At 41.9% G+C, this 22,176-nt stretch carries 19 protein-coding genes; 5 read left to right on the top strand and 14 right to left on the bottom strand.

Annotated features, from left to right (window positions below; translation table 11 throughout):
* Positions 1–179: 179 nt before the first annotated feature.
* Complete coding sequence (locus IQ457_RS05115; RefSeq protein WP_200662352.1) at positions 180–494, bottom strand: helix-turn-helix domain-containing protein; 315 nt, start codon at positions 492–494, stop codon at positions 180–182.
* Between the two features lie 630 nt (positions 495–1,124).
* On the opposite strand from IQ457_RS05115, the gene IQ457_RS05110 reads away from it, so the two are divergent.
* Together IQ457_RS05110 and IQ457_RS05105 are read left to right on the top strand one after the other, a co-directional pair.
* Positions 1,125–1,328 (top strand): hypothetical protein, encoded by a 204-nt coding sequence (locus IQ457_RS05110; protein ID WP_200662351.1) that lies wholly within the window; start codon positions 1,125–1,127, stop codon positions 1,326–1,328.
* Positions 1,329–2,827: 1,499 nt separating this feature from the next.
* Positions 2,828–3,004, top strand: a complete 177-nt coding sequence (locus IQ457_RS05105; RefSeq protein ID WP_200662350.1) for a hypothetical protein — start codon at positions 2,828–2,830, stop codon at positions 3,002–3,004.
* A 57-nt stretch (positions 3,005–3,061) separates the two neighbouring features.
* On the opposite strand, the gene IQ457_RS05100 is transcribed toward IQ457_RS05105, so the two are convergent.
* The 5 genes from IQ457_RS05100 to IQ457_RS05080 all read right to left on the bottom strand — a co-directional run bounded on the left by IQ457_RS05100 (position 3,062) and on the right by IQ457_RS05080 (position 6,877).
* Positions 3,062–3,589, bottom strand: coding sequence for a hypothetical protein (locus IQ457_RS05100; protein ID WP_200662349.1), 528 nt, complete (start codon positions 3,587–3,589; stop codon positions 3,062–3,064).
* Positions 3,582–4,565 (bottom strand): hypothetical protein, encoded by a 984-nt coding sequence (locus IQ457_RS05095; RefSeq protein ID WP_200662348.1) that lies wholly within the window; start codon positions 4,563–4,565, stop codon positions 3,582–3,584. The genes IQ457_RS05100 and IQ457_RS05095 overlap by 8 nt, the downstream gene beginning before the upstream one ends.
* Positions 4,566–4,615: 50 nt before the next feature.
* Positions 4,616–4,996, bottom strand: coding sequence for a hypothetical protein (locus tag IQ457_RS05090; RefSeq protein ID WP_242465362.1), 381 nt, complete (start codon positions 4,994–4,996; stop codon positions 4,616–4,618).
* Positions 4,981–5,835 carry a thermonuclease family protein gene (locus IQ457_RS05085; protein WP_200662406.1) on the bottom strand — a complete coding sequence of 285 codons (855 nt, stop codon included), beginning with the start codon at positions 5,833–5,835 and terminating at the stop codon, positions 4,981–4,983. The genes IQ457_RS05090 and IQ457_RS05085 overlap by 16 nt, the downstream gene beginning before the upstream one ends.
* A 676-nt stretch (positions 5,836–6,511) precedes the next feature.
* Complete coding sequence (locus IQ457_RS05080) at positions 6,512–6,877, bottom strand: hypothetical protein (RefSeq protein WP_200662346.1); 366 nt, start codon at positions 6,875–6,877, stop codon at positions 6,512–6,514.
* A gap of 35 nt (positions 6,878–6,912) precedes the next feature.
* Here IQ457_RS05080 and IQ457_RS05075 point away from each other — a divergent pair, with 35 nt between their 5' ends.
* Positions 6,913–7,713, top strand: coding sequence for an SIR2 family NAD-dependent protein deacylase (locus IQ457_RS05075; protein ID WP_200662345.1), 801 nt, complete (start codon positions 6,913–6,915; stop codon positions 7,711–7,713).
* 93 nt (positions 7,714–7,806) lie between these two features.
* Here the strand turns inward: IQ457_RS05075 and IQ457_RS05070 are convergent, their stop codons facing one another.
* From IQ457_RS05070 to IQ457_RS05055, 4 genes are all read right to left on the bottom strand, one after another.
* Positions 7,807–8,805 (bottom strand): adenosine deaminase, encoded by a 999-nt coding sequence (locus IQ457_RS05070; protein WP_200662344.1) that lies wholly within the window; start codon positions 8,803–8,805, stop codon positions 7,807–7,809.
* Between the two features lie 112 nt (positions 8,806–8,917).
* Entirely contained in the window at positions 8,918–9,442 is a 525-nt protein-coding gene (locus IQ457_RS05065) for a TPM domain-containing protein (RefSeq protein ID WP_068408537.1), read from the bottom strand.
* 86 nt (positions 9,443–9,528) lie between these two features.
* Positions 9,529–10,707, bottom strand: coding sequence for a TPM domain-containing protein (locus tag IQ457_RS05060; protein WP_200662343.1), 1,179 nt, complete (start codon positions 10,705–10,707; stop codon positions 9,529–9,531).
* Between the two features lie 209 nt (positions 10,708–10,916).
* The gene (locus tag IQ457_RS05055) at positions 10,917–11,549 is read right to left on the bottom strand and encodes a LemA family protein (protein WP_068408542.1); all 633 of its coding nucleotides are present in this window, start codon (positions 11,547–11,549) and stop codon (positions 10,917–10,919) included.
* Between the two features lie 974 nt (positions 11,550–12,523).
* Between IQ457_RS05055 and IQ457_RS05050 the strand changes: the two genes are divergently transcribed.
* On the top strand, positions 12,524–14,074 hold the full coding sequence (locus IQ457_RS05050; RefSeq protein WP_068408544.1) for an alanine/glycine:cation symporter family protein: 1,551 nt from the start codon (positions 12,524–12,526) through the stop codon (positions 14,072–14,074).
* Between the two features lie 364 nt (positions 14,075–14,438).
* Here IQ457_RS05050 and IQ457_RS05045 read toward each other — a convergent pair whose 3' ends face one another.
* Both IQ457_RS05045 and IQ457_RS05040 read right to left on the bottom strand, forming a co-directional pair.
* Positions 14,439–15,059: a fasciclin domain-containing protein gene (locus IQ457_RS05045; RefSeq protein WP_191691664.1), complete on the bottom strand. Its 621-nt coding sequence runs from the start codon at positions 15,057–15,059 to the stop codon at positions 14,439–14,441.
* A 380-nt stretch (positions 15,060–15,439) separates the two neighbouring features.
* Entirely contained in the window at positions 15,440–15,994 is a 555-nt protein-coding gene (locus IQ457_RS05040; protein ID WP_200662342.1) for a fasciclin domain-containing protein, read from the bottom strand.
* Between the two features lie 760 nt (positions 15,995–16,754).
* Between IQ457_RS05040 and metH the strand changes: the two genes are divergently transcribed.
* The gene (metH, locus tag IQ457_RS05035; RefSeq protein WP_200662341.1) at positions 16,755–20,579 is read left to right on the top strand and encodes a methionine synthase; all 3,825 of its coding nucleotides are present in this window, start codon (positions 16,755–16,757) and stop codon (positions 20,577–20,579) included.
* 185 nt (positions 20,580–20,764) lie between these two features.
* On the opposite strand, the gene IQ457_RS05030 is transcribed toward metH, so the two are convergent.
* On the bottom strand, positions 20,765–21,724 hold the full coding sequence (locus IQ457_RS05030) for a reverse transcriptase family protein (protein ID WP_200662340.1): 960 nt from the start codon (positions 21,722–21,724) through the stop codon (positions 20,765–20,767).
* Positions 21,693–22,007 carry a helix-turn-helix transcriptional regulator gene (locus tag IQ457_RS05025; RefSeq protein ID WP_200662339.1) on the bottom strand — a complete coding sequence of 105 codons (315 nt, stop codon included), beginning with the start codon at positions 22,005–22,007 and terminating at the stop codon, positions 21,693–21,695. The genes IQ457_RS05030 and IQ457_RS05025 overlap by 32 nt, the downstream gene beginning before the upstream one ends.
* Between the last annotated feature and the right edge of the window lie 169 nt (positions 22,008–22,176).

Genomic DNA, 22,176 nt, shown 5'->3' with positions numbered 1-22,176 from the left:
GAAAGTACGTGAGTCTTTAAACCCGCATTCATTAGATACCTGCTTCAACGTTAACCATTCAATCACTTTGTCACCTCACTAATATGGAGATCATTACCCTTGCTTAACTGAATAATACTGACTGTTGGATTGCACCACTAAGCTTGCTTGCCAGCCAACGATTATTTACTAACAGGCGGCTATTTATATTCCGAAGTGCAACGATAAGCTGGCCGGCTTGTTAGATATTCGTCTAAATCGCGCTTGTAGTAAACCACGCATCTTGGACCCGGTTTAATAAATGGTATGCCGTTGGTGTCCTCGCAGCGCATTTTTTGCAATGTCGCTGTCGATACACCTAAGTAGCTCGCAGCATACTCAGGCGTCAATGGCGTGTCCGGTGGGTTGTCAATAACAAACTGCTTCATCTTCATTTTTTCATCTTCAGTGACGTTCTTCCATAGCCTCTTAGCCATCATCGCCCTCCTTGTTAATAATGATCTATTCGTACTCATCTAACTATAATTCAAGCTTCAGTCTACCTGACAAGCTAAAATCATATTAAATAGATACGCTCAAATCTGAGCCTATTAGGGTGTAAAGAAGTTAACACCCTACCATCTAAACGCTTGATACTAATGATAATTCAAAAATGATTTACCTATTTTCTCAATACTAATCAGCGCTTAGTATTGCTTATGATGCAAAACTGTCTCACCCACTTTCTCGCCTATGTGGACGATACCATCAGAAAGCACGGGCCACGAGGTTTACGACTTGATGTCTAATACCTAAGTCATACATAATAGCATCGCCACCAACGGTGGGCGTTCTGAAAAAAGCAATCAAAGTGCTCTCAGTATTCAGTATCATTGAATTACCGCCAACGGCTCAAATTTCTACATCCACAAAACCAGCATGCCAGATAAGGCACGGACTACGGGGTTTACACCTCAATGGTGAATACCCAAGGTGGCAGACCGATTTAATAAAACTTAGTGGATATAATATCTAGACTTGGGGTTGTACTTCACCGCTGCACATGAAGCTTACTACCTCAGCAAGCTTCAGACGCAGGACCTCATAAAACCCTATATCGATAACACTGAGCATATTACAAACAATCTGAATAAGGAATTAAAATTGTGACAGGCGCTTACTATACAACAGCGGATATTAAAACCATTTTTGGTTGGAAGTCTGACGATACCATCACCCAGCGTCGAAAGTCTGGCTTTTTACCTGAGCCTGATATTTATGGTCGGCCAAATAAATGGCTTAAGGTCAAAATTGACGCTATTGTTGGTATTGATACAAATACAAAAGCGATAGCCGAGCTAACACAGTAATTATGAAAATATCCAAACCTGACATAGTGTCAAACGCACTATTGAAACACAGACAAATGACCGTGCTATAGGACTTCTACAGATTGTGGATGTCATGCTATTCCATTAGAGAACATCTTAAACAAGGCGAATAACAAGAGTGTCTTTTGCACTTATAGTAAATCCCCTCAACTTTGCTTATATCTATCCCCGCAATAAGGGTTCTAAGATTCCATAAAAAAGGTTGTGACGGTGTACATTAGGCAGACCTCAACAAACGCCGTTATTGAATTACCTTATATACGCATGCTGAAAAATGACTTAGCAGAGAAGGTATGGATGACGGGGTTTACAACCCTAGGTTGAATACTCAAAGCGGCATCTAACTACTCATTCATTATCGTGTTATCGCCCTTGATTGTAGAAAACTTACCACTTCCCAGAATTGAGGAGTTATCTTTGCATAGCCAACGCAATTTTGCGTTGGCAATAGAATCATTGTCTATGACTTCTTTAAGGTGTGGAGACCCATGCCCAACTTTGGGCATGGTCATTAAAAGCCTGTTATCCAATATCAACTTGCCAGCGTGCTATTGCGCGTTTCAAACATCAAGTGAATAAGTCCAATCACCATTGGTGACTGGGCACTACAGGGTGTCCTCAAATTTAGGACACCTACATCTATAACTACCATGTTCGCCACTGGCAGTTATGCTATGAATAAGGCTGGCAAGGTATGCTCTAATTTGGGCACATCGCTGATGATTAAAATCATAGAGGTGTCGTAGATATTACGACACTTACCTATAAGCAAACGTCCGCGCCATTAGGGTGAGCTTATTTAGCACCTTTATTGATAAGGTGTGCTAAAAATCAGCATACCCTTAACAATTCAGTATTTGAAGTTCTGAATGAGTCGCTCTAACTGTCACGGGCGATTATAACACTTCCCCCAATGGGGGAAGTTAAACAAAATCAGTCGTTTAGAACAGTTATGATTCAGAAGTTATTCCCACTAGTAGTGGGAACGCGGGATATAGGTAAATAGATAGATCCAATTTTGGATGTATCTTGATTAGATACATTCCCTGCTGAGGATTGGATAATTATGGAGGGTTACTACCATTGCCCAGTTTTGGGCAGTGTGATTATCCACCTTCAGCTTGAGGTTGGGATGCATAGCAGGGGTCGCATTTAGAATGCCACCCTTCCCCAGCTTTGGGGAGGCTGGCGAGTCGATAACATATATCAACTTTAGGTAGCATTCCTTGCACATCCTCAAATTGAGGGCGTCAGGAATCAATGGGGAATGCCCTGCTCAAATCTGAGCAAGGCTGGCAAGTTGATAGCACTGCTCATTTTTGGATAGTAGGGTTCGACATAACGTCGAGCGGTATTCTTGCCAACAATTTAGTTATAACAGACCAACCTGCTAAACATAAGTTAAATTATTGTTGATAGAGGTGATTTGCAGTGCTATGGTTCAAATTTATATTATTCAATTATTAAGGCGGTCACGCATGAAAACTTGGTCAGCACTTCTTATCTCTATTTTTATGATGGCACCAGTCGTACAGGCGAATGCTCAGAACTATCCTTGCTCTAAAAGCATGGGCGGTGTATCGCACTGCAAAGATGGTAAGTTCGTTTGTAAGAATGGCAAGATTAGTCAGTCTAAAAAGACTTGTACTGGTTAGGTTTTGATTGGTTGAAAGGCATTAAAAAACCCACTGCAAGGTGGGTTATTACTGAAGTTACTTACCGTTCGCCTCTTTCAAAACATCTGCATGGGCAGATGCTTTTTTATGTCTTAATAAAACTTGCTGCTCAAAATCTCTAATTTCGGCAAGTGTGTTCCATGCAAGTTTAGTATCAAACAAAGAAGAAGCTATGATTGATAGGCTTAAAAACAATGACTGTGTAGCAGATAAAAGTCCTGTGACACCTAGTGTGACTACCATTGATATAACAGCGATATAAATCATCATAATTTTAACGATACTATTAGACCTGGTTCGAACAGTATGGTTCAATCGTTTAATCTCATTTGACTTTAATCCATCGATTGCTCTAACTTTCAATATCGCATCATAAGAGCTAAACAGGTGTGACATGGGGAACAACATCACTGCCAATAAGAAATAAACTGGCGCATCGAAGCTAACGTTAACTTTCATTGCTATAATTAAAGATGCAAGTGACAGTACCGACAATACAAGCACTGTCAGTTTGGGAGAGTTATTTATCTTAAACTCTTTTAAGTCTTTATTCTTGCTATTCACTGAAATCAACATTATCTATTAACCATGTGTGTATTTGTGATTTTAACCCAGCTTGATACACGTTTCCTTTGATAATTTGCATACTTATTGTACCAGATAGTTTCATTTGGTCGGCAGTAATTAAGGAACCATCAGTCAGATATATCTTATAATCGTCAGAATGTCTAAGCGACGCTGCGACACTGTCGATAACCCGTTGTCCGCTTGCTGACGTTTTTCTATCATAAGTCATTTCGATTTTCATTTTTAAATTAGCGTCTTCTAAATCATCTTCCAATCGCATTGTTGATAGGTCATCATTTAACATTGCCTTGAAAACTTGTACTACTTTATCTGAGAGTGTGTAGCTTGAAGAAGCTTTTTCAGTGCTATCTTGATTTATTTCAGAATCAATATCCGTGCTCATGACTAAAGTTTTTGCTGGTGTAGAGGTGAGTTTTTGCTCTATTTCCAGATTCGGAGTGTCTTTTAGGATTACAGCGTAATCGTCTGCCATAGCTTCTGACACCTCTCCCAATAACCAGTCTAGGTAGGATTCAAGTGTTCTAGCTGTTAAGGCTCTGGATTGAATAATCGCCATATGGTTTTTAATAACACCAAAATACAAAACTGAATCAACGAATTCTTTTTTGAAATCTTCTGCATTCTCATTATTTATTGATGCTATTTGAGACGTGGATAGAGAGCTGATTTTATACTCACTAGCTTCATCATCTAGATCTATGTATTGCTGTGATTTGTCAATCTCAACAATAACAAGCTCTCCATAAACCATATTTTTATATTCACTGACATGATTTATGAAAATAAAATCATCAGATTCGTTCGATACTGATTGCTTTCTGTTTTTAACCTTATGATAATTTGAGGAATCGTCTATAACGACTTCTTTAATATAATCATAGAGTGTTTTTTCACCTTTCAGATCAACTTTTTTATAACGTATTGTCTTATGTTTAGTTATGCTTTCCTTCATCCTTACTTCTCCAATAAATGATCAGTTATTATTACAAATTCCAAAAATACCTACTCATCACACAAGCTCAGCCCCACCTCTACAGCCTCATTCAAGTCAGCACCTTCCTTAATACTATATGGCACATTAGGCTTCATACCATCGCGCTTCAGAGCCTTAGCAGCGGCCTTATTAAGTGGCGTACCGATAGATGAATCTTTACTGTAGCCTGCAGGTTCAAAATACACTTCAATGCCAAAATCAGGGTAATAGACACACAATATCTCGCCTGATGTGGTGAAAGGGTAAGGCGTCTTATGATCAATGCCCCAAAACACTTCATGTACCACAGTATTACCAGAAACGAACTTACTAGCGTAGCTGTCATCTTGGGAGGGAGTGCAGGCAGTTACGGAGAACAGTACTATGGCGCTAATTAACCACCAGGACAAATTGATTCGCATGGCACACCGTCCTCATCACCATCAATTTGCGTATTACCGCAGGCAAGTTGCTGCTGTGCTTCTACGCATGTTGTTATCTGACCACAGGTTTTCTTAATGAAGTTACTGCATATAGCACCACTAGGTGGTAATGGAATAATAGTGCCAGAACCATTAGACGTACCTGCACTAGGTTTGCTATAGCACTTGCTAGCACCTTTTGATGTCAAGCGATTATTATTAAAGTTGAGGTTAGAGCTGTTTTTACCGCTTCGATAATCTGACGGCTTTATAGGGTATCGATTTGCCCACAAACCCCTACCATTTGAACGCGCCACAATCTCAGCGTTGGCATACTCAATGCGATCATAAGGTGTCTGACTACTTTGATACTCTTTGTAATGCCAAGCAGCACCTTTTTGCAATTGGTTCAAGTTGCAGTCAATACTATTGGCAATAACCTTACCAAGCAGGCGATCGTATCTATCTCTTTCAGTCCACTCGATAGTAACGATCGCATTACTTACACACTGAGATAAGGCAGTAGTGCTTTCTGTTCCGTACTCTTGCGCCGATTCTGGTGCATCAATGCCTAGTAAACGTACACGTTCGCTTTGTCCTGATGCTTGAGTAACCTCCACCGTATCACCATCGATAACACGTGTCCCAGTAGCATTCAGCACATTAGGTTCATAGCATTTGGTTGTATTACCACTGTTAGAGCCATTGGTCCCACCAACGACGCCAGTAGAGCCTGTAGTAGCATCTCTCATGGCATCAATATCATCATAGCCACCGCCACATCCAACAACAGCCAGAACTAAACCAATAATCGCTAAGTGTCTCATGACCAATCACCAAGGTAATATTTACCTAACTGTAAACGATTGGTAACTATTGGGCAACTGTTTACAGTTGATATTTAAGGTTTTTGCACATACCAGATAACGCTAGATAAGCGTATAACAAAAACTTGGCTAGATTTGAATTCCAAGAAAAAGAAAATACTTGCCAGCAGTTGCTCAATCTTTTCCAATGATTAAGCCAATTGAACTTATGGCCACCTTCTAATATCATCCCTTCACCATGATGGTGAACGGTAAGCACACAGTATGAATCCATTCAAATGCATGTTAAAATTCGCCTACGTTGTTCCCCTAAATTGCGCTTAGGGGCCCAAATAGAAAGGCTCATTGGTTACAGCTACTGAGCCTTTTGCTCATTTATGCATGTAAATACCTATATAAAAAATAGCATCGCTCATATGTTGTTAAAATTGTTGTTAAAATATTTTATCGAAAACCTATAACCTTTATATAACAAGGTTTACGTCGATATGATTGATTCCCGCCGAGCGCACCAATCATCATAATCAGTCGTGTTTTACCCTTTTCTAGTCTTACCTATTACCTCATAACACTTTAACGGCAACGCTTTGCGCTGTTAACTTCGGCCTATCATTGTGCTCTAACAACGTTAAAATGTTGTATATAAAGTTGTTAAATCTATTTAATTTATAAAAACCTACTCTGCATCTTGCAAATTCGCCATTAGCTGAGCACGGCTGGGGATACGGTGATAATTAATCACGGGTACGTCTCCCAAACGGCGCTGACCCGCGGCAAGCTTTTTATCAATGGTAATCATAGCCACTTTTTTATCTTGCTTGCTAATCAGTAAATGATTGGCTTTACGGTTGACACGGTAGTCAGGAAAATACTGCTTAACCAATTCTGCAGTTTTTTGTAGCGCATCATTGAGTGGTGTTTTTGCGCGCTGGGACTTTAGGTTGTGCTTATCGGCAGTTTTAGGCGCGCGCGATTTTGCCAATAACCATAGTCCGATGACAACCGCGAGCAATATGACAAGCCACCAAATACCATCTATCATAAAAGTCTATATCCAATCTTAAAAAGGGATGGCTCATGTTAACAGAATTATCACCTGCGTTAATAGCCGAAGTCGAGCGCGCTGCCAAATTGCTGTGCTCAAAACAGCGCATCTGTATTTTAACGGGCGCTGGGATTTCAGCAGAAAGCGGCATTCCAACGTTTCGAGATAAGCAAACAGGCCTTTGGGAAAACTATGTGGCTGAGGACTTGGCAACGCCTGAGGCTTTTGATCGCGACCCAAAACTGGTGTGGTCATGGTATCAGTGGCGCAGGCAATTGGTCGCTGAGAAAAAACCAAACCCTGCCCATGAAGCTTTAGCGCAGTGGCAATATCATAGCCAATCTACCGATCAGCAATTGACGCTTATTACCCAAAATGTCGACGATTTGCATGAACAGGCAGGTAGTAGTGTCACCCATTTACATGGCAATCTTTGGCAAAATCGCTGCAGTCAATGCGATGCGCCCTACCAAGAGCAATCTAGAGGCTCATATAATAGTGCCGATACCCTAGATTATAGTGACACTTTGATTACTTGCTCGCATTGCGATGGTTATATACGCCCTGATATCGTCTGGTTTGGCGAGGCGTTGCCTGTACAAGCCTGGCAGACAGCGGAGGACGGGGCGGCCAATTGTGAAGTGTTTATGAGTATTGGCACCTCAAGTCTCGTTTATCCTGCGGCAGGTCTCGCACAATTGGCAAAAGATAACGGCGCTAAAATCATCGAGATAAACCCACATCCAACGCCAAATACCATCGTTGATATTACTCTAGCAGAAAAGGCTGGGATTATTATGCCGTTATTAATCCAAAAAATTACGGCTATGTAATCAATTACGTTGAAAAGTGCCTAGCGAAAAAGAAAAGACTTAATGATTTATACAACCATTAAGTCTTAACTATTGAAAATAACTTTACTCACTCTATTGCAGAGCAAAATCCACTTGCGCTAGGTATTTCTCTTTTAATTCATTATTTATAAATGAAGATCTAAAAGAGTTTTTTACCAAAGTAATAATATCATTTTCTGTCAGCGGTAGATGGTTGCATATATTGATAAAGTTTTGATTCATATACCCTTTGAAATAAGCAGGGTCATCAGAGTTGACGCTGACATTCAAGCCATAGTCTAGCAGCTCTTTAATATTGTGCTGTTTGTAATCCTCAAATACCTTGAGCTCAATATTAGAATTAGGGCAAACTGTCAGCGGCATTTGCTCGTCTTTTAGGCGTTGCATCAGCGCCGCGCTTTTTATCGATTGTACGCCATGATCAATGCGATTGATTTGCAATACATCTAACGCTTCATAAATATAAGAAAAATCTGCTTCTTCGCCAGCATGGGCGACCAGCTTAAAGCCCGCTTCTTTCGCCTTTTTAAACACTTCTTTAAACTTGGCGGGAGGGTTGCCCAATTCTGAAGAATCCAGACCGACGCCGATAATATCGTCTTTAAATGCTAATGCTTGCTCTAAAGTCTCAAACGCCTCTTCTTGCGATAAATGGCGTAAAAAACACATGATAATACAAGAGGTGATGCCGTATTTTTCTTTGGCATCGGCAAGCGCTTCTTTGATACCAGTAATGACTGTCGCAAACTCAACCCCTCTTGCAGTATGGGTTTGCGGATCAAAAAATATCTCCGTATGGACGACGTTATCTTCGACACACTTTAAAATATATTCCCACGTTAAATCATAAAAATCGTTTTTGGTAATCAGAACGTTGGCGCCCGCATAATAGATATCTAAAAAAGTTTGTAGATTGGTAAAATTATAGGCGCGGCGGACGTCTTCGATATCGTTATAAGGGATAGCGATATTATTCTTTTTCGCCAGTCTAAACATCAGCTCCGGTTCTAATGAGCCTTCGATATGTAAATGCAGCTCTGCTTTTGGCAATTTTTTTATCAGCTCAATCATGGTATTGGCATGGTCCTTTATCTAAATTTACTTGTTATTTCTTTAAGCGTTATTTTAAAAATGCTGTTAGTTTGAAAAATTGTTATTAAAGAAACTGCTATTTTGAAAAATGCTATTTTAAAAATACCACGGTATCGGACAGCTCATTACCCGCAGGGTCATGTTCAAGATGATAATACTGACGCAATAACTGACCTACCTCGTCCAACAACTCCATCAGACTTTCTTCGGTTTTTTGATTGGCGATACCTGAGACCGCCTTTTCGCACATGGCGCTCCACACGGTTGGACTGACATGCGTGCTGATACCGCGGTCAGCGACGATTTCTAGCTTGTGCTCGCAAATATTGACATAAATCAAAACGCCGGTGTTTTCTTCGGTATCCCACACGCGATACTCGCTAAATAAATCAATCGCCCGATCGCGGCAGTCAAGATGATAAGCATCTTGGATAGGTAAATGATTTTCGATAATCAAAAACACCTCGCCGCGATGTCCGCGCTCAGCCAGCGTCACCTGCTCTGTCAGCCGAGCCTTCGCCGCGGGCGTGAGCCACTTGCTATGCAACATAGGGACAAACAGTACTTGACGCCACCAACGAGCAAAACTTGCCTGCGACGAATTGCTTTTTACCATTATATTATATCCTCAAGTACGCCATTGCTGGCAATCTTCTAATGTCTGAGCCTAATTTACCCTTCTTACTCTTATAGAAATCGCCTCTACCAAGAGCCACCTGCCCCGCCGCCGCCAAAGCCGCCGCCACCACCTCCGAAGCCGCCACCACCAAAACCTCCGCCGCCGAAACCGCCACTACCACCGCCCATACCGGGCAGGAATACTATACCGCCACCGCCGCCGCGTCCTCCACGACCACCGCCTGAGCCGCGCGAAATTAAAAACAGCCAGATAAATATCGCCATAATTAACGTCATAAAGAAACCGCCGCCCAAGGCCAGCGAGCCTACAAAGAAGCCGCCAGCGGTCAGGATAGAACCAAAAATACGTCCAAAGATACTGGTAATAAAGCTACCAAATATCATTGCCATGACAAATAAAAACACCGGCGATGGGTTATCACCAATGTCATTTTGATTTTGACCGCGTTCAGCCGCTTGCGCATCGGCACGCGCCAATACTTCAGGATCAGCGGTCAGGCGTGTTTGCAGCGCGCCAACGCCCGCCAATATCCCAGCGCCATAGTCATTTTGCTTAAATAGCGGTGTGATGTCTTCGCGAATAATACGGTTGACCGCCGAATCTGGCAACACCCCTTCTAGTCCGTAACCCGTTAAAATATAGATATTGCGGTCATTAACGGCAACGACCATTAGCAGGCCATCGTCAATATCTTTATTACCCAGCTGCCATTTTTCGGCAACTTGTAGCGCATAATCAAAGATTGGCATGCCATTGGTGGTCGGTACAATGACCACCGCAGCTTGCGCCAAACCTTGCTGATAAATGCCTCTTAGCTGCGTCTCTAAACGCTGCTTTTCTTGCGGGTTTAAGATATTGGCTTGATCGATAACTGGCGAGTTTAAGATGAGTTTATCAGCATCGACGCCCTGAGCACTTGATTGTACAGGCGGACGATTAGAAGTTGTTGAGGTGGTCGTATTACTATCGGAATTAACAGCATTAGGATTAATAGCATCATTGCCAAGAATAGCTTCATTAATTGCTTCGTTACCTAAGACCGCATCGTTGATGGCTTCATTAGATTCGGCAGCTTTTGCAATCGCTACCAGTTCCTCGACACTACGGTTTTGCATATCTGAGGTGCTATCGCTAGCGACCGCCGTATTATTATTAGCATCGGGTGCTGCATGCAGCAGCGAGCCACTTCCAATGCTTAGAGTAAATAATAATGCGGATAAGAGTGCTGTTGAATGCTTCATCTAATCTATACCACCTCAAATAACATCTGTACTAATAAATGACGACAAAACCAACTGCTATAAACGACAACAAAAAAAACGACTGACGATTAAGGCGTTCTATCATTTTTCAGCCAATAAACCGACTGTCAAATAATTGCACTGTCACATAAACAGTAGCATTTATAGGCCATGATGGTAGATAGAACGCCTAAACTAAAAACTTGGCTTTACTGCGTCGTCTGAGCATTATCGTCGCCGAAGTTGACACTTGGTGCAGTCGATATTTCTTTTTCATTGGCAACGCTAAAGTTTGGTTTGGCGTCCATACCAAATACTTTGGCTGTAATATTGGTTGGGAACTGACGCACGGTAGTGTTATAGCCTTGAACTTCTTGGATATAACGGTTACGCGCCACCGTAATACGGTTTTCTGTACCTTCCAGCTGCGCCTGCAAATCTTGGAACAAAGCATCAGATTTTAGCTCAGGATAGCGCTCAGAAACCGCCATCAAACGCGATAGCGCGCCGGTCATCTGGTCTTGGGCAGCCGCATAGCGCTCCATCGCTTCAGGGTCATTAAGCAGCTCTGGCGTGACCGTAATACCACCCGCTTGTGAGCGCGCCGCTGCGACTTGAGTAAATACTTCTTGCTCTTGCTTGGCGTATTGCTGCACGACTTTGACCAGGTTTGGCACCAAGTCCGAACGACGCTGATATTGGTTGACCACTTCTGACCAAGCCGCGGTGACCTGCTCATCTTGCGCCTGCAAATTGTTATAGCCACAACCGCTCAAACCGACAGTAGAGGTCGCTAATACTGCTGATAGCAACATAGGTTTTAAAAAAGATTTACGCGTCATCGTTGACTCTCCTAATGATAAATAACAAACAAAACGTTTTTTAATCGCTTTTTTTAATGTTAACCACTTAATATGCACTTATAGTTTATTGCCTACTGGATTTTATAACCGACAGTTTCGCAGCTAACCGTTTCATGGCGTGAATATCGCAGCAGCAATATATTGTGCTAATAATGGCGCTATACCGTCACTTTTACAATTCATCGTTACCAAAACACAACCGCAAAGCAGCGTTTATCGTAGGGCTGTGGCGCATTTTAGGCATTTAGCACTACTGTTAACGCGACTGTCTTTTAAGCCCCCATTAACGGTTAATTAAAAAATATTGGCCAATACAAAATAAATAGAAGATTTTTTGACCTTGGATAGGCAATCGAGCAAAGAAAACCATTTATAAATGAACGCCCTTATAAAGAAAATTCTAGTAATTGCCTAAAAAATATGGCAAATTGCAGTTACGTAGCCGTACGGTTTGAATACATTTGGTAGTGGACTTATAAGAATTTTGGTACTAGCAGCTCGTCAATGTTGCATCAAAAAGGATTGATAAGCGATTAAAGACTGCTCTATTATCCTACTCTACCATGTAAGTGTAGCCAGCTGATACGACTCATAAAAAGTTAAGTGCCATCCTCTCGTTTACTGAGATGATGGTTATTTATATTATAACCGCCTGTTTTATCCACTGGTTTATTTTAAGCGCTTTATTCATAAGCAGCCTTAATAAACTATCAACGCTGATAAGCGGTTGCATACGCTCATTATTGTTCATAAACCAGACGGATAACAGCAGACAACTACAGTCCATCCTTAGTGGCTAAGCGCGTATGAAACTTAATCTGTAAGGAGAATTTCCACCGCAGTTAAGTGCATGCAGATTATTTGAGTGGTTGGTTTTAATAAGGATATTAAAGCTGGTCTACTCTTAGCATCATCATATATAGCCACTTTGAGACAGTACTAGGAATATACATATGGAAGGTTTAGTCGATTTAGTAAACGGAATTATCTGGAGCCCAGCATTGGTTTATCTCTGCTTGGGCGCAGGTTTATTTTATTCCATCATGACGCGCTTCGTACAAGTACGTTTATTCGGGGAAATGATTACCTTACTTTTTACCGGTAAATCAAGTGCACAGGGTATTTCATCATTTCAGGCACTCGCCGTATCCCTAGCGGGACGTGTGGGTATGGGTAACATCGCTGGGGTCGCTGCCGCTATTGGTTTCGGTGGTCCTGGTGCGGTATTTTGGATGTGGGTTGTGGCTTTCTTAGGCGCATCTACTGCTTATGTCGAAGCAACCCTTGCACAGATTTATAAAGAAAAAGACGTCATCACTGGCGAATACCGCGGCGGTCCAGCTTACTATTTTGAGCGCGCCCTTGGTCAACGCTGGTATGGCATTCTTTTTGCCGTCGCGTCTATCTTAGCTTGCGGTATGTTCTTACCGGGCGTACAAGCAAACGGCGTTATTAGCGCGTTTGCTCAAGTCATGGGTGAAGGCACGCCGATGAATATCATGGGCTTAGAAGTTGGCTCTATGCGCTTGGTCGGTCTTGCTATCATTTTGGTCATCTTAGGTACTATTATCTTTGGTGGTATCAAACGTATCGCAACCTTTACCGAGTATGCTGTTCCTTTTATGGCACTCGGTTATATTGGCCTTGCACTCGTCATTATGTTTACCAATTATCAGATGATTCCAGAAGTTTTCGGCTTGATTATCAGTGATGCGTTTACCGCGCAAGCAGGCTTTGGTGCCGCTATCGGTTGGGGTGTCAAACGTGGTATTTACTCTAACGAAGCGGGTCAAGGTACAGGTCCTCACGCTGCGGCGGCTGCGGAAGTTGAGCATCCATCACAGCAAGGTTTGGTACAAGCATTCTCAGTGTATGTTGATACCTTACTAGTCTGTTCTGCGACTGCATTTATGATCATCACCATGGGTACTTATAACATCCAAGGTACACTACCTGACGGTCAATTTATCGTACAAAACGTCGCGGCTGGTGTCGAGATCAACTCGCCTGCCTTTACGCAGATGGCAATGGAAACCATGTACGGTCAATTTGGTAATATCTTTATTGCCGTCGCGGTCTTCTTCTTTGCCTTTACCACCATCTTGGCGTACTACTATATCGCTGAAGTAAACGTCGCTTACTTGACACGCTTTATCAGTCGCGGCGCTAATAGAACTGGTCTATTCTTAGTTAAAATCTTAATCATGGTGATGGTTGCCTACGGTGGTCTTAACTCTGCAGGCTACATTTGGGATATCGGTGATATTGGCGTAGGTCTAATGGCTTGGTTAAATATCGTTGGTATTTTGGTTATCTTTATTGTCGCGCGTCCAACGCTTACTATGCTTAGAGATTATGAAGCACAGCGTAAAGCAGGCGTGAAGCACTATACCTTTGATCCAGCAAAATTCGGTATCAAAAATGCACCGTATTGGGAAGAGCGTCATCTAAAGCAGCAACAAAGAATGGCAGCTCAAGACCCACTACATAAAGAACGTCTATAGCTTACTGAGCTATAATGTTATCTAAGCAGTATTGATGACACTACAAGCATCGATAAAACAAAAAGCCTGAGGCAATGGTCTCAGGCTTCTTTTATATAGTAAGTTTACCTTAAGACCGTTATATTGAGTGAAAAGCGATATCGATACATCACGCACTGCTGATATTAATTTTTCTTGCTTGCTGTGCCTACGCAGACAGAGGCTACAAAAAATTGATATCAGTAATACCGTAGCGTTTTTAGAATATCTTGACTATACAGGGTGACTGGGATAAATTTTTCATCAGTAAGCAGACATAAAAAAGCCCAGCGAGATAGCTAGGCTTTTGGCATTTTAAAGTAAGATTGGTGCGAATTATTAAGCCTTATTTAGGCAATAAAACCGTATCAATTACATGGACCACACCGTTGGTTGCCATCATATCGGTGCCAACGATATTAGCGGTGTTACCACTGGCATCGGTAATCACGTTAGCATCACTGATAGAGATGGTTTGACCGTTTGCCGTGTCGATAGCGGTACCATAAGGGATGTCAGCAGCTTTAACCACCATCGGTACGACATGATACGTCAATACGCTAGTTAGCAACTCTTTATTACCGAGCAATTCCTCTTTAGTGACGTTCAGTTTGGTCAACAAAGCAGCAAAAGCATCATCGGTTGGGGCGAATACCGTGTACTGACCTTCTGCCATCATCATGTCATCAAGCTCAGCCGCTTGCAGCGCTTCGGTTAGGATGGTTAGATTCTCATTGCCAGCCGCCATTTCACCGATACTTTGTGTCGCTGCCGCATCTACAGGCATCGCATCATTAGACTCAGCCACTGCTTCAGCTGGCATATCTGTGGTGGTTTCTGGCTCAACGGCTACGTCAGTAGTTGCGGCTGGCTCAACTGGCTCAGTAACGGCCTCTTTATCGTTACAGGCCGCCAGTGACATGGCAGCGGTAACGACGGCGATAGATAATAAATTCTTTTTTAACATAGGTCATTCCTTTGAAATAACGGGTTTATGGATGGTGTTTTTTGATTTTAGAACGGTTTTAGTTTTGGAACTTTTAAATTTAGATACTGATATAAACAAGGATAAATAAAAGTTTCTAGATGAAAATGTCGGTAAATAAGTGATAAGTTAAGTAATATCACTCGATGCCTACTATCTTAGCTGATTATTTTTTGCTTACTGCTGACTTAGGTAGCAACACTGTATCGATCACGTATAGCGTCCCATTGCTAGGCTAAAAAAGAATATTAATTTATAACCTAGCAATAGTTATATAGCATTTGAATCTGCCTACTACCTAAGCAAATAATTTGTCGCTCTTTTACTGCTTATTTAAGCAACAAGATTATTTAGGCAGTGGGTTATTTAGGCAGCAACACTCTATCAATCACATGTATCACGCCATTACTCGCCGCGATATCTGTTTTTAAAATCTTGGTAGTACGACCATTTTCATCCATTAATCGGCCTTGTGGCGTAATCACCAGCGTGTCATTACTAAGCATGGTGTAATTACCCGGTCTGACGTGTTTTTGATAAACAGGCGTATTACCTTTAAGCACATGATAGGTCAAGATTTTAGTCAACAACGGCTTGTTGGAAAACAGCTCAGCTTTGGTCATGCCGGTTTCTTGTAACGCTTGCACAAAAGCGGCATTGGTCGGAGCCAGTATCGTGTAGCTAGCACTGGTATCGGTCAGCGCGCCTGCCAAACCTGCTGCTTGCAAGGCTTCTACTAGTAGTGAGAAATCAGCGTTGCTTTGTGCAATCTGTACCACGTTCATATTGGCAGTTGGTTGGCTGTGCATGGGCGCTGTTGTGGCAGGGCTTTTGGTTGGCATCATATTATTACAAGCGCTAAGGCCTGCAATTGAAAGGGCTAAGGTGCCAAGAGTGGCGATTTTGATCAGTTTCATAACATTGTCCTTAATGATTGAATGACTGCATGGTTTAATAAATGAATAGTTTACTGATTACAATTTATTGATTTTTATTACGGTCTTACGGTCAGATTGTCTTTCCTTAAAATCCTTGCCTATTCCGTTTTTAATTCTTAATTGCTAACCACTCTCAAATAAAAACCATTAACAGTTACTAATAAGCATTGCTTATGAAACGTCAATCCTTCTGAAATTAAATTAACATATCACAAAGCATTATAAACTTGCGTTTAGGCTAATTTTTGTAGCTTACGTGTAAACCAAAGCAGTTTAATAAAACCTCGTATAAATAGCTGCTTTATAAATACAAATCAAAGCTTTAGGTAATCGTCTACTGAAATGATATTCATTTGTTCCAAGCGGCGTTATGCAATAGAATTTGTTATAACTGTATTTTTAATTTGGTACTTTTAATAATGTGCTAACTTTTAATACCATGCTCATTTGGTGCAACGATAATTGGTCATAGTAATCAGTTTTTGTTATTTTTAAATACGATGGCGTCAGTGATAGTGCCGAAATGGAATAAGCGGAATAAGCACAATCCCGCGAGTAATAGCCGTTTCGTGCTAGAATAATCCAGATTTGCTTATCGATTTTTAAGCCAACTTTTTATTATTACTGTTGTTTTATACACCCTATTTTATAAGTAGCTAACTTAGTAAGCTCGCCCTAAAAACTTTGAACACTTTATCTTCTTCCTTTTCTTATCTTGACTCTAATAAGCAGCGCTCCTATGACTCAAACCACCACCCCACCGACCTGTTCTCATAATCATACTGGTGTCATCAATACCAATGCAGCCAATGTATCAAGCACGGCTAGCGACTTTATTTTGACACCGCCTGAGGTGTTTCCTTATAAAGAGCAGCAGTTAACCGCGCGCGCACGCCTCACCGAGCAAATGGCGGCGCGAATTATAATGCTCGATGGCGCGATGGGCACCCATATTCAGACCTTTAAGTTAGAGGAAGCAGATTATCGCGGCGAGCGTTTTGCCGATATTGAGCAAGATGTACGCGGTAATAACGATTTGTTGGTACTGACTCAGCCGCAGATGATTAAGGAGATTCATAGCGCGCACCTAAAAGCAGGCGCGGATATCATTGAAACCAACAGCTTTAACGGTACGCGCTTATCAATGGCCGACTACGATATGCAGCACCTCGTGCCTGAGCTCAATAAAACCGCTGCGAAAATTGCGCGCGAAGCTGCTGATGAATACACCGCTAAGACCCCAGAAAAGCCGCGCTTTGTGGCAGGCGTTATTGGGCCGACGTCGCGTACTTGTTCGTTATCTCCTGACGTCAATGACCCAGCCTTTCGTAACATTACCTTTGATGAGTTGGTGCTTAATTACCGTGAGGCGACGCTGGCCTTGATAGAAGGCGGCGTCGATATTCTATTAATCGAGACCATTTTTGATACGCTAAATGCTAAGGCAGCAATTTTTGCGGTCACTGGCGTGTTTGATGATATCGGTTTTGAATTACCGATTATGATTTCTGGGACAATTACCGATGCCTCAGGTCGGACGCTTTCAGGTCAAACGGCAGAAGCGTTTTATAACTCGATTCGCCATGCCAAGCCGCTATCTGTTGGCTTTAACTGTGCGCTTGGTGCTGATGCACTGCGTCCGCATATTCAAACCCTATCAAATATCGCCGATACTTATGTCTCCGCCCATCCAAACGCAGGTTTGCCCAATGAATTTGGTGAGTACGATGAAACACCGGAGCAAACGGCTGCCCTGCTTGAAGGTTTTGCCAAAGCTGGCATTCTAAATATCGTCGGCGGTTGCTGCGGTACTACGCCTGAGCACATTCGCCTGATTGCGGAGATGGTCGCCAATTACCCACCGCGCGTGATACCTGAAATCCCTCCTGCTTGCCGCTTATCGGGACTTGAGCCATTTACCATTACCCCCGAAAGCTTATTCGTTAACGTCGGTGAGCGTACCAACGTGACGGGCTCAAAGAAATTCCTACGTTTAATCAAAACCGAGGCCTATACCGAAGCACTCGATGTCGCGCGTGACCAAGTTGAGGGCGGCGCACAAATCGTCGATATCAATATGGACGAGGGCATGCTCGACTCCAAGCAAGCGATGATTCACTTCGTCAATTTGGTCTCTGGTGAGCCGGATATCAGCCGCGTGCCCTTGATGATTGACTCATCAAAATGGGACATTATCGAAGAAGGACTTAAACGCATTCAAGGTAAATCCGTCGTCAACTCTATCTCGTTAAAAGAAGGCCATGCTGAGTTCGTCGAACGCGCCAAGCTTTGTATGCGCTATGGCGCAGCGGTCATCGTCATGGCGTTTGATGAGGACGGTCAGGCCGATACCTATGAGCGCAAAATCGAGATTTGTCAGCGCAGTTATGATGTCTTGGTCAATGAAGTCGGCTTCCCTAGCGAGGATATCATCTTTGACCCGAATATCTTTGCGGTTGCGACCGGTATTACCGAGCATAATAATTACGGCGCTGACTTTATCAATGCCACCAAATGGATAACCGATAACCTGCCAAATGCGATGGTATCGGGCGGTGTATCGAACGTGTCGTTTAGTTTCCGTGGCAATCCGATTCGTGAAGCCATCAATTCAGTCTTTCTATACCATGCAATTCAAAACGGCTTAACCATGGGTATCGTAAATCCAGCTATGCTGGAGGTTTATGATGACATTCCCAAGGAAGCTCGCGACGCCATCGAAGATGTAATGCTCAACCGCAATCAAGGCGAGAGTGGTCAAGAGGCGACCGAACGTTTGATGACCATCGCTGAAAGCTATCAAGACGGCGGTAAGAAAAAAGACAGCACCGTCGATATGTCATGGCGCGAAGGCACGGTCGAAGAGCGCATTGCCCATGCTTTAGTCAAAGGTATTACTACCTTTATCGATGCCGATACCAAAGAGGCGTGGGAGAAATATCCTAAGCCGCTAGAAGTCATCGAAGGGCCCTTGATGGACGGGATGAATATCGTCGGCGACTTATTTGGCGCCGGTAAAATGTTCTTACCGCAAGTGGTAAAATCTGCCCGCGTGATGAAACAGTCGGTCGCTTGGCTGAACCCATACATCGAAGCGGAAAAAGTCGAGGGTGAAAAGAAAGGTAAGATCCTCATGGCGACGGTCAAAGGTGATGTCCATGATATCGGTAAAAACATCGTCGGCGTGGTGCTCGGCTGTAACGGTTATGAAATCCTCGATCTTGGCGTGATGGTACCTTGTGAAAAAATCCTCGATACCGCACTGGCAGAAGAAGTCGATATCATCGGTTTGTCAGGTCTGATTACCCCAAGTCTTGATGAGATGGTCTACGTCGCCAAGCAAATGCAAGAACGCGGCATGACCCTACCCTTGATGATTGGTGGTGCAACGACTTCTAAAGCGCATACGGCGGTTAAAGTAGAGCCTCAATACCAAAACGATGCGGTTATTTATGTATCAGACGCTTCACGCTCAGTAGGCGTGGTGACCAAGCTGCTGTCAAAAGAACACCGTCAAGGTCTCATCGATGAGACGCGCGAAGAGTACATCAAAGTACGTGAACGTCTTGCTAAACGTCAGCCAAAAGCGGCGAAGATATCTTATGCTGAGTCGATTGAGCTTGGTTTTCAGTATGATTGGGACAACTACGTACCGCCAGTGCCAAATAAACTTGGTCAAGTTATACTCGATGATTACCCGATTACCAATATATTGCCTTATATCGACTGGACGCCGTTCTTTATCTCTTGGGGACTCGCGGGTAAATATCCAAAAATCTTGCAAGATGATGTGGTTGGTGAAGCCGCGCGTGATTTGTTTGATAATGCCAATGAGTTGATGCAAAAGATGATTGATGAAAAATTAATCGTTGCCAAAGGCGTGTTTAAACTCATGCCCGCTCGCCGCACTGGCGCGGATACCGTTACTGTCTATGATAAAGCACCGACTGAGGGCGGCACGGCAGAATATCAGTTTGAGCATCTGCGTCAACAAAGCGACAAAGCCAGTGGTAAGCCAAACTTTAGCTTGGCAGACTTTATCTCGCCATCAGATGCGCATACGGATTATCTTGGCGGCTTTACGGTTTCCATCGTCGGTACAGAAGCGCTCGCTGAAAAGTATAAAGCGGCTGGTGATGACTATAACGCTATCATGACTCAAGCCTTATCTGACCGCTTAGCGGAAGCCTTTGCCGAGCATTTGCATGAGCTCATACGTAAAGAGTACTGGGGTTATCAAGCTGACGAAAATCTAACCAATGATGAGATGATTAAAGAAAAATATGTCGGTATCCGCCCTGCGCCTGGCTACCCTGCCTGCCCTGAGCATACCGAAAAAGGCAAATTGTTTGAGTGGATTGGTACGAGCGAAGCTATCGGTACTAAGCTCACCGAAAGCTATGCGATGTGGCCTGCGTCATCGGTCAGTGGTTTCTACTACTCGCATCCTAACAGTGAGTACTTTAACGTCGGTAAAATCAGTACCGATCAGTTAGAGAGCTATGCGGAGCGTAAAGGTTGGGATATGAAAACGGCTGAGAAGTGGTTAAATCCTAATTTGTAGGATTTATTTTGGTTAGAACTTTTTGGAGAAATACTTTATGTGGGATTGGTTAGTTAGGCAGCTGATCCTGCTATTTATTCATATATTAATTAGAACAAAGCTAACGATAAAACTACGGTCTTACCATTTTCTTTCAAGATTAAAACTTACATTTAAAGTATTTAAGATGAAACTCTTTAAATACTTTAAAGCTGTCCTTCTAGTTTCTTCTCTAACAACATTTGTGTTTGTAGAATAAAATAAGGAACTTCTTTATTTAATTGCTTGATATATTGAGTTTTACCCTTTAAAGATAGATACCTATCTTTAAGTTGAGCGTATGGCTCATTATCTATATTAAAATTCACACCTTCACACAGCTTTCTTAAACCCTTATAATATTCATTCTTGACATCTACCGTATTTCTAAGAGCTACACCTGTAACAATTGGTATCTGATTTGAAGTGTATCTCTTAGTTTTTTGCTCCTTAATAATATATCCATACCGTTCTATAATCTTTTTCATAACATTATAATGACTATTATTAACAGTTCGACCAGATATAGTTATATCATCTGCATAAACCGTAAACTTCTGATCAACTCTATTAGATTGTAGATACATTTCATCAAACATATCCAAATTAGTTAAGTTACAAAGATATACGCTGATTTGACTACCAGTAGGTAATGAGCCTTCAAAGGAGCATATCATTGATAAAATATAAGCTACATCTTGTTCACATTTTAATTTTTCTCGAAAAAATCTACGCAGTGTTTCATAGTCTATGCTTTGATAGTACGATTTAATATCAAAAGTGATTAGCTGTTTTGAATCTAAATGAGCTTTTGCATTACTAATATGGGAATAGCCTCTTTTCGAATAATGTATATATGAGGGGGTTTCAACTCTAGCTAATAAATTAGCAATTCGATTATGAACACGATACATTAGATTGATAGGTTCTTGGATTAATCGTCCTTTTTGATTGATATAGCAATTATAGAATTCGCGATTTTTAGATTTATCAATTATTAGCTTAAGTTCTCTATTGTTTATACCAAGAATCTCACAGAGTTTTTTTAAGCTAGTAACTTTGTATAATCTACACTGATTTATAGAATATTTTTTACTAGATTTTATCTTTAATTTTTTTTTGCTCATTTTCGATACTCCAATCTAGAATCTTAAGAATAAAACTTGCAGATTTTATCCGAAAACTCTTAGATATTTTTCCTTCATTTTCGAGCTGTTCTGAAAAGTACAGTAGAGAAGAGAGAGGTACATCGAAATATTTTGAATAACTCTGTAAAAGCTCGAGACTTGGAGATTTTTTACCGTTCTCAATTTCACAAAGATAAGAATTAGATATGTGTAGCTCTTGTGAGAGCTCATTTTGCTTCAAGTTATGAAACAAGCGCATTTTTTTCAAGGCATTGTTAATCATATAAGACTCCATAAGAATCTGTTGAGGACAACGCTTAAGGGCTATCATCAAAGTACTGCTTAATTAAGTCAAAAACCTTAAGCAAACTATAAATAATTTGGTGGTGTTCTAAAAAGTATGCTGGCATCAGACGTAACCATAATTGATGTAAAAGAACACCAAATCAAAC

Source organism: Psychrobacter sp. M9-54-1 (assembly GCF_016613355.1).
GTDB lineage: Bacteria > Pseudomonadota > Gammaproteobacteria > Pseudomonadales > Moraxellaceae > Psychrobacter > Psychrobacter faecalis.
This window is presented reverse-complemented; position numbering and strand designations above follow the sequence as displayed.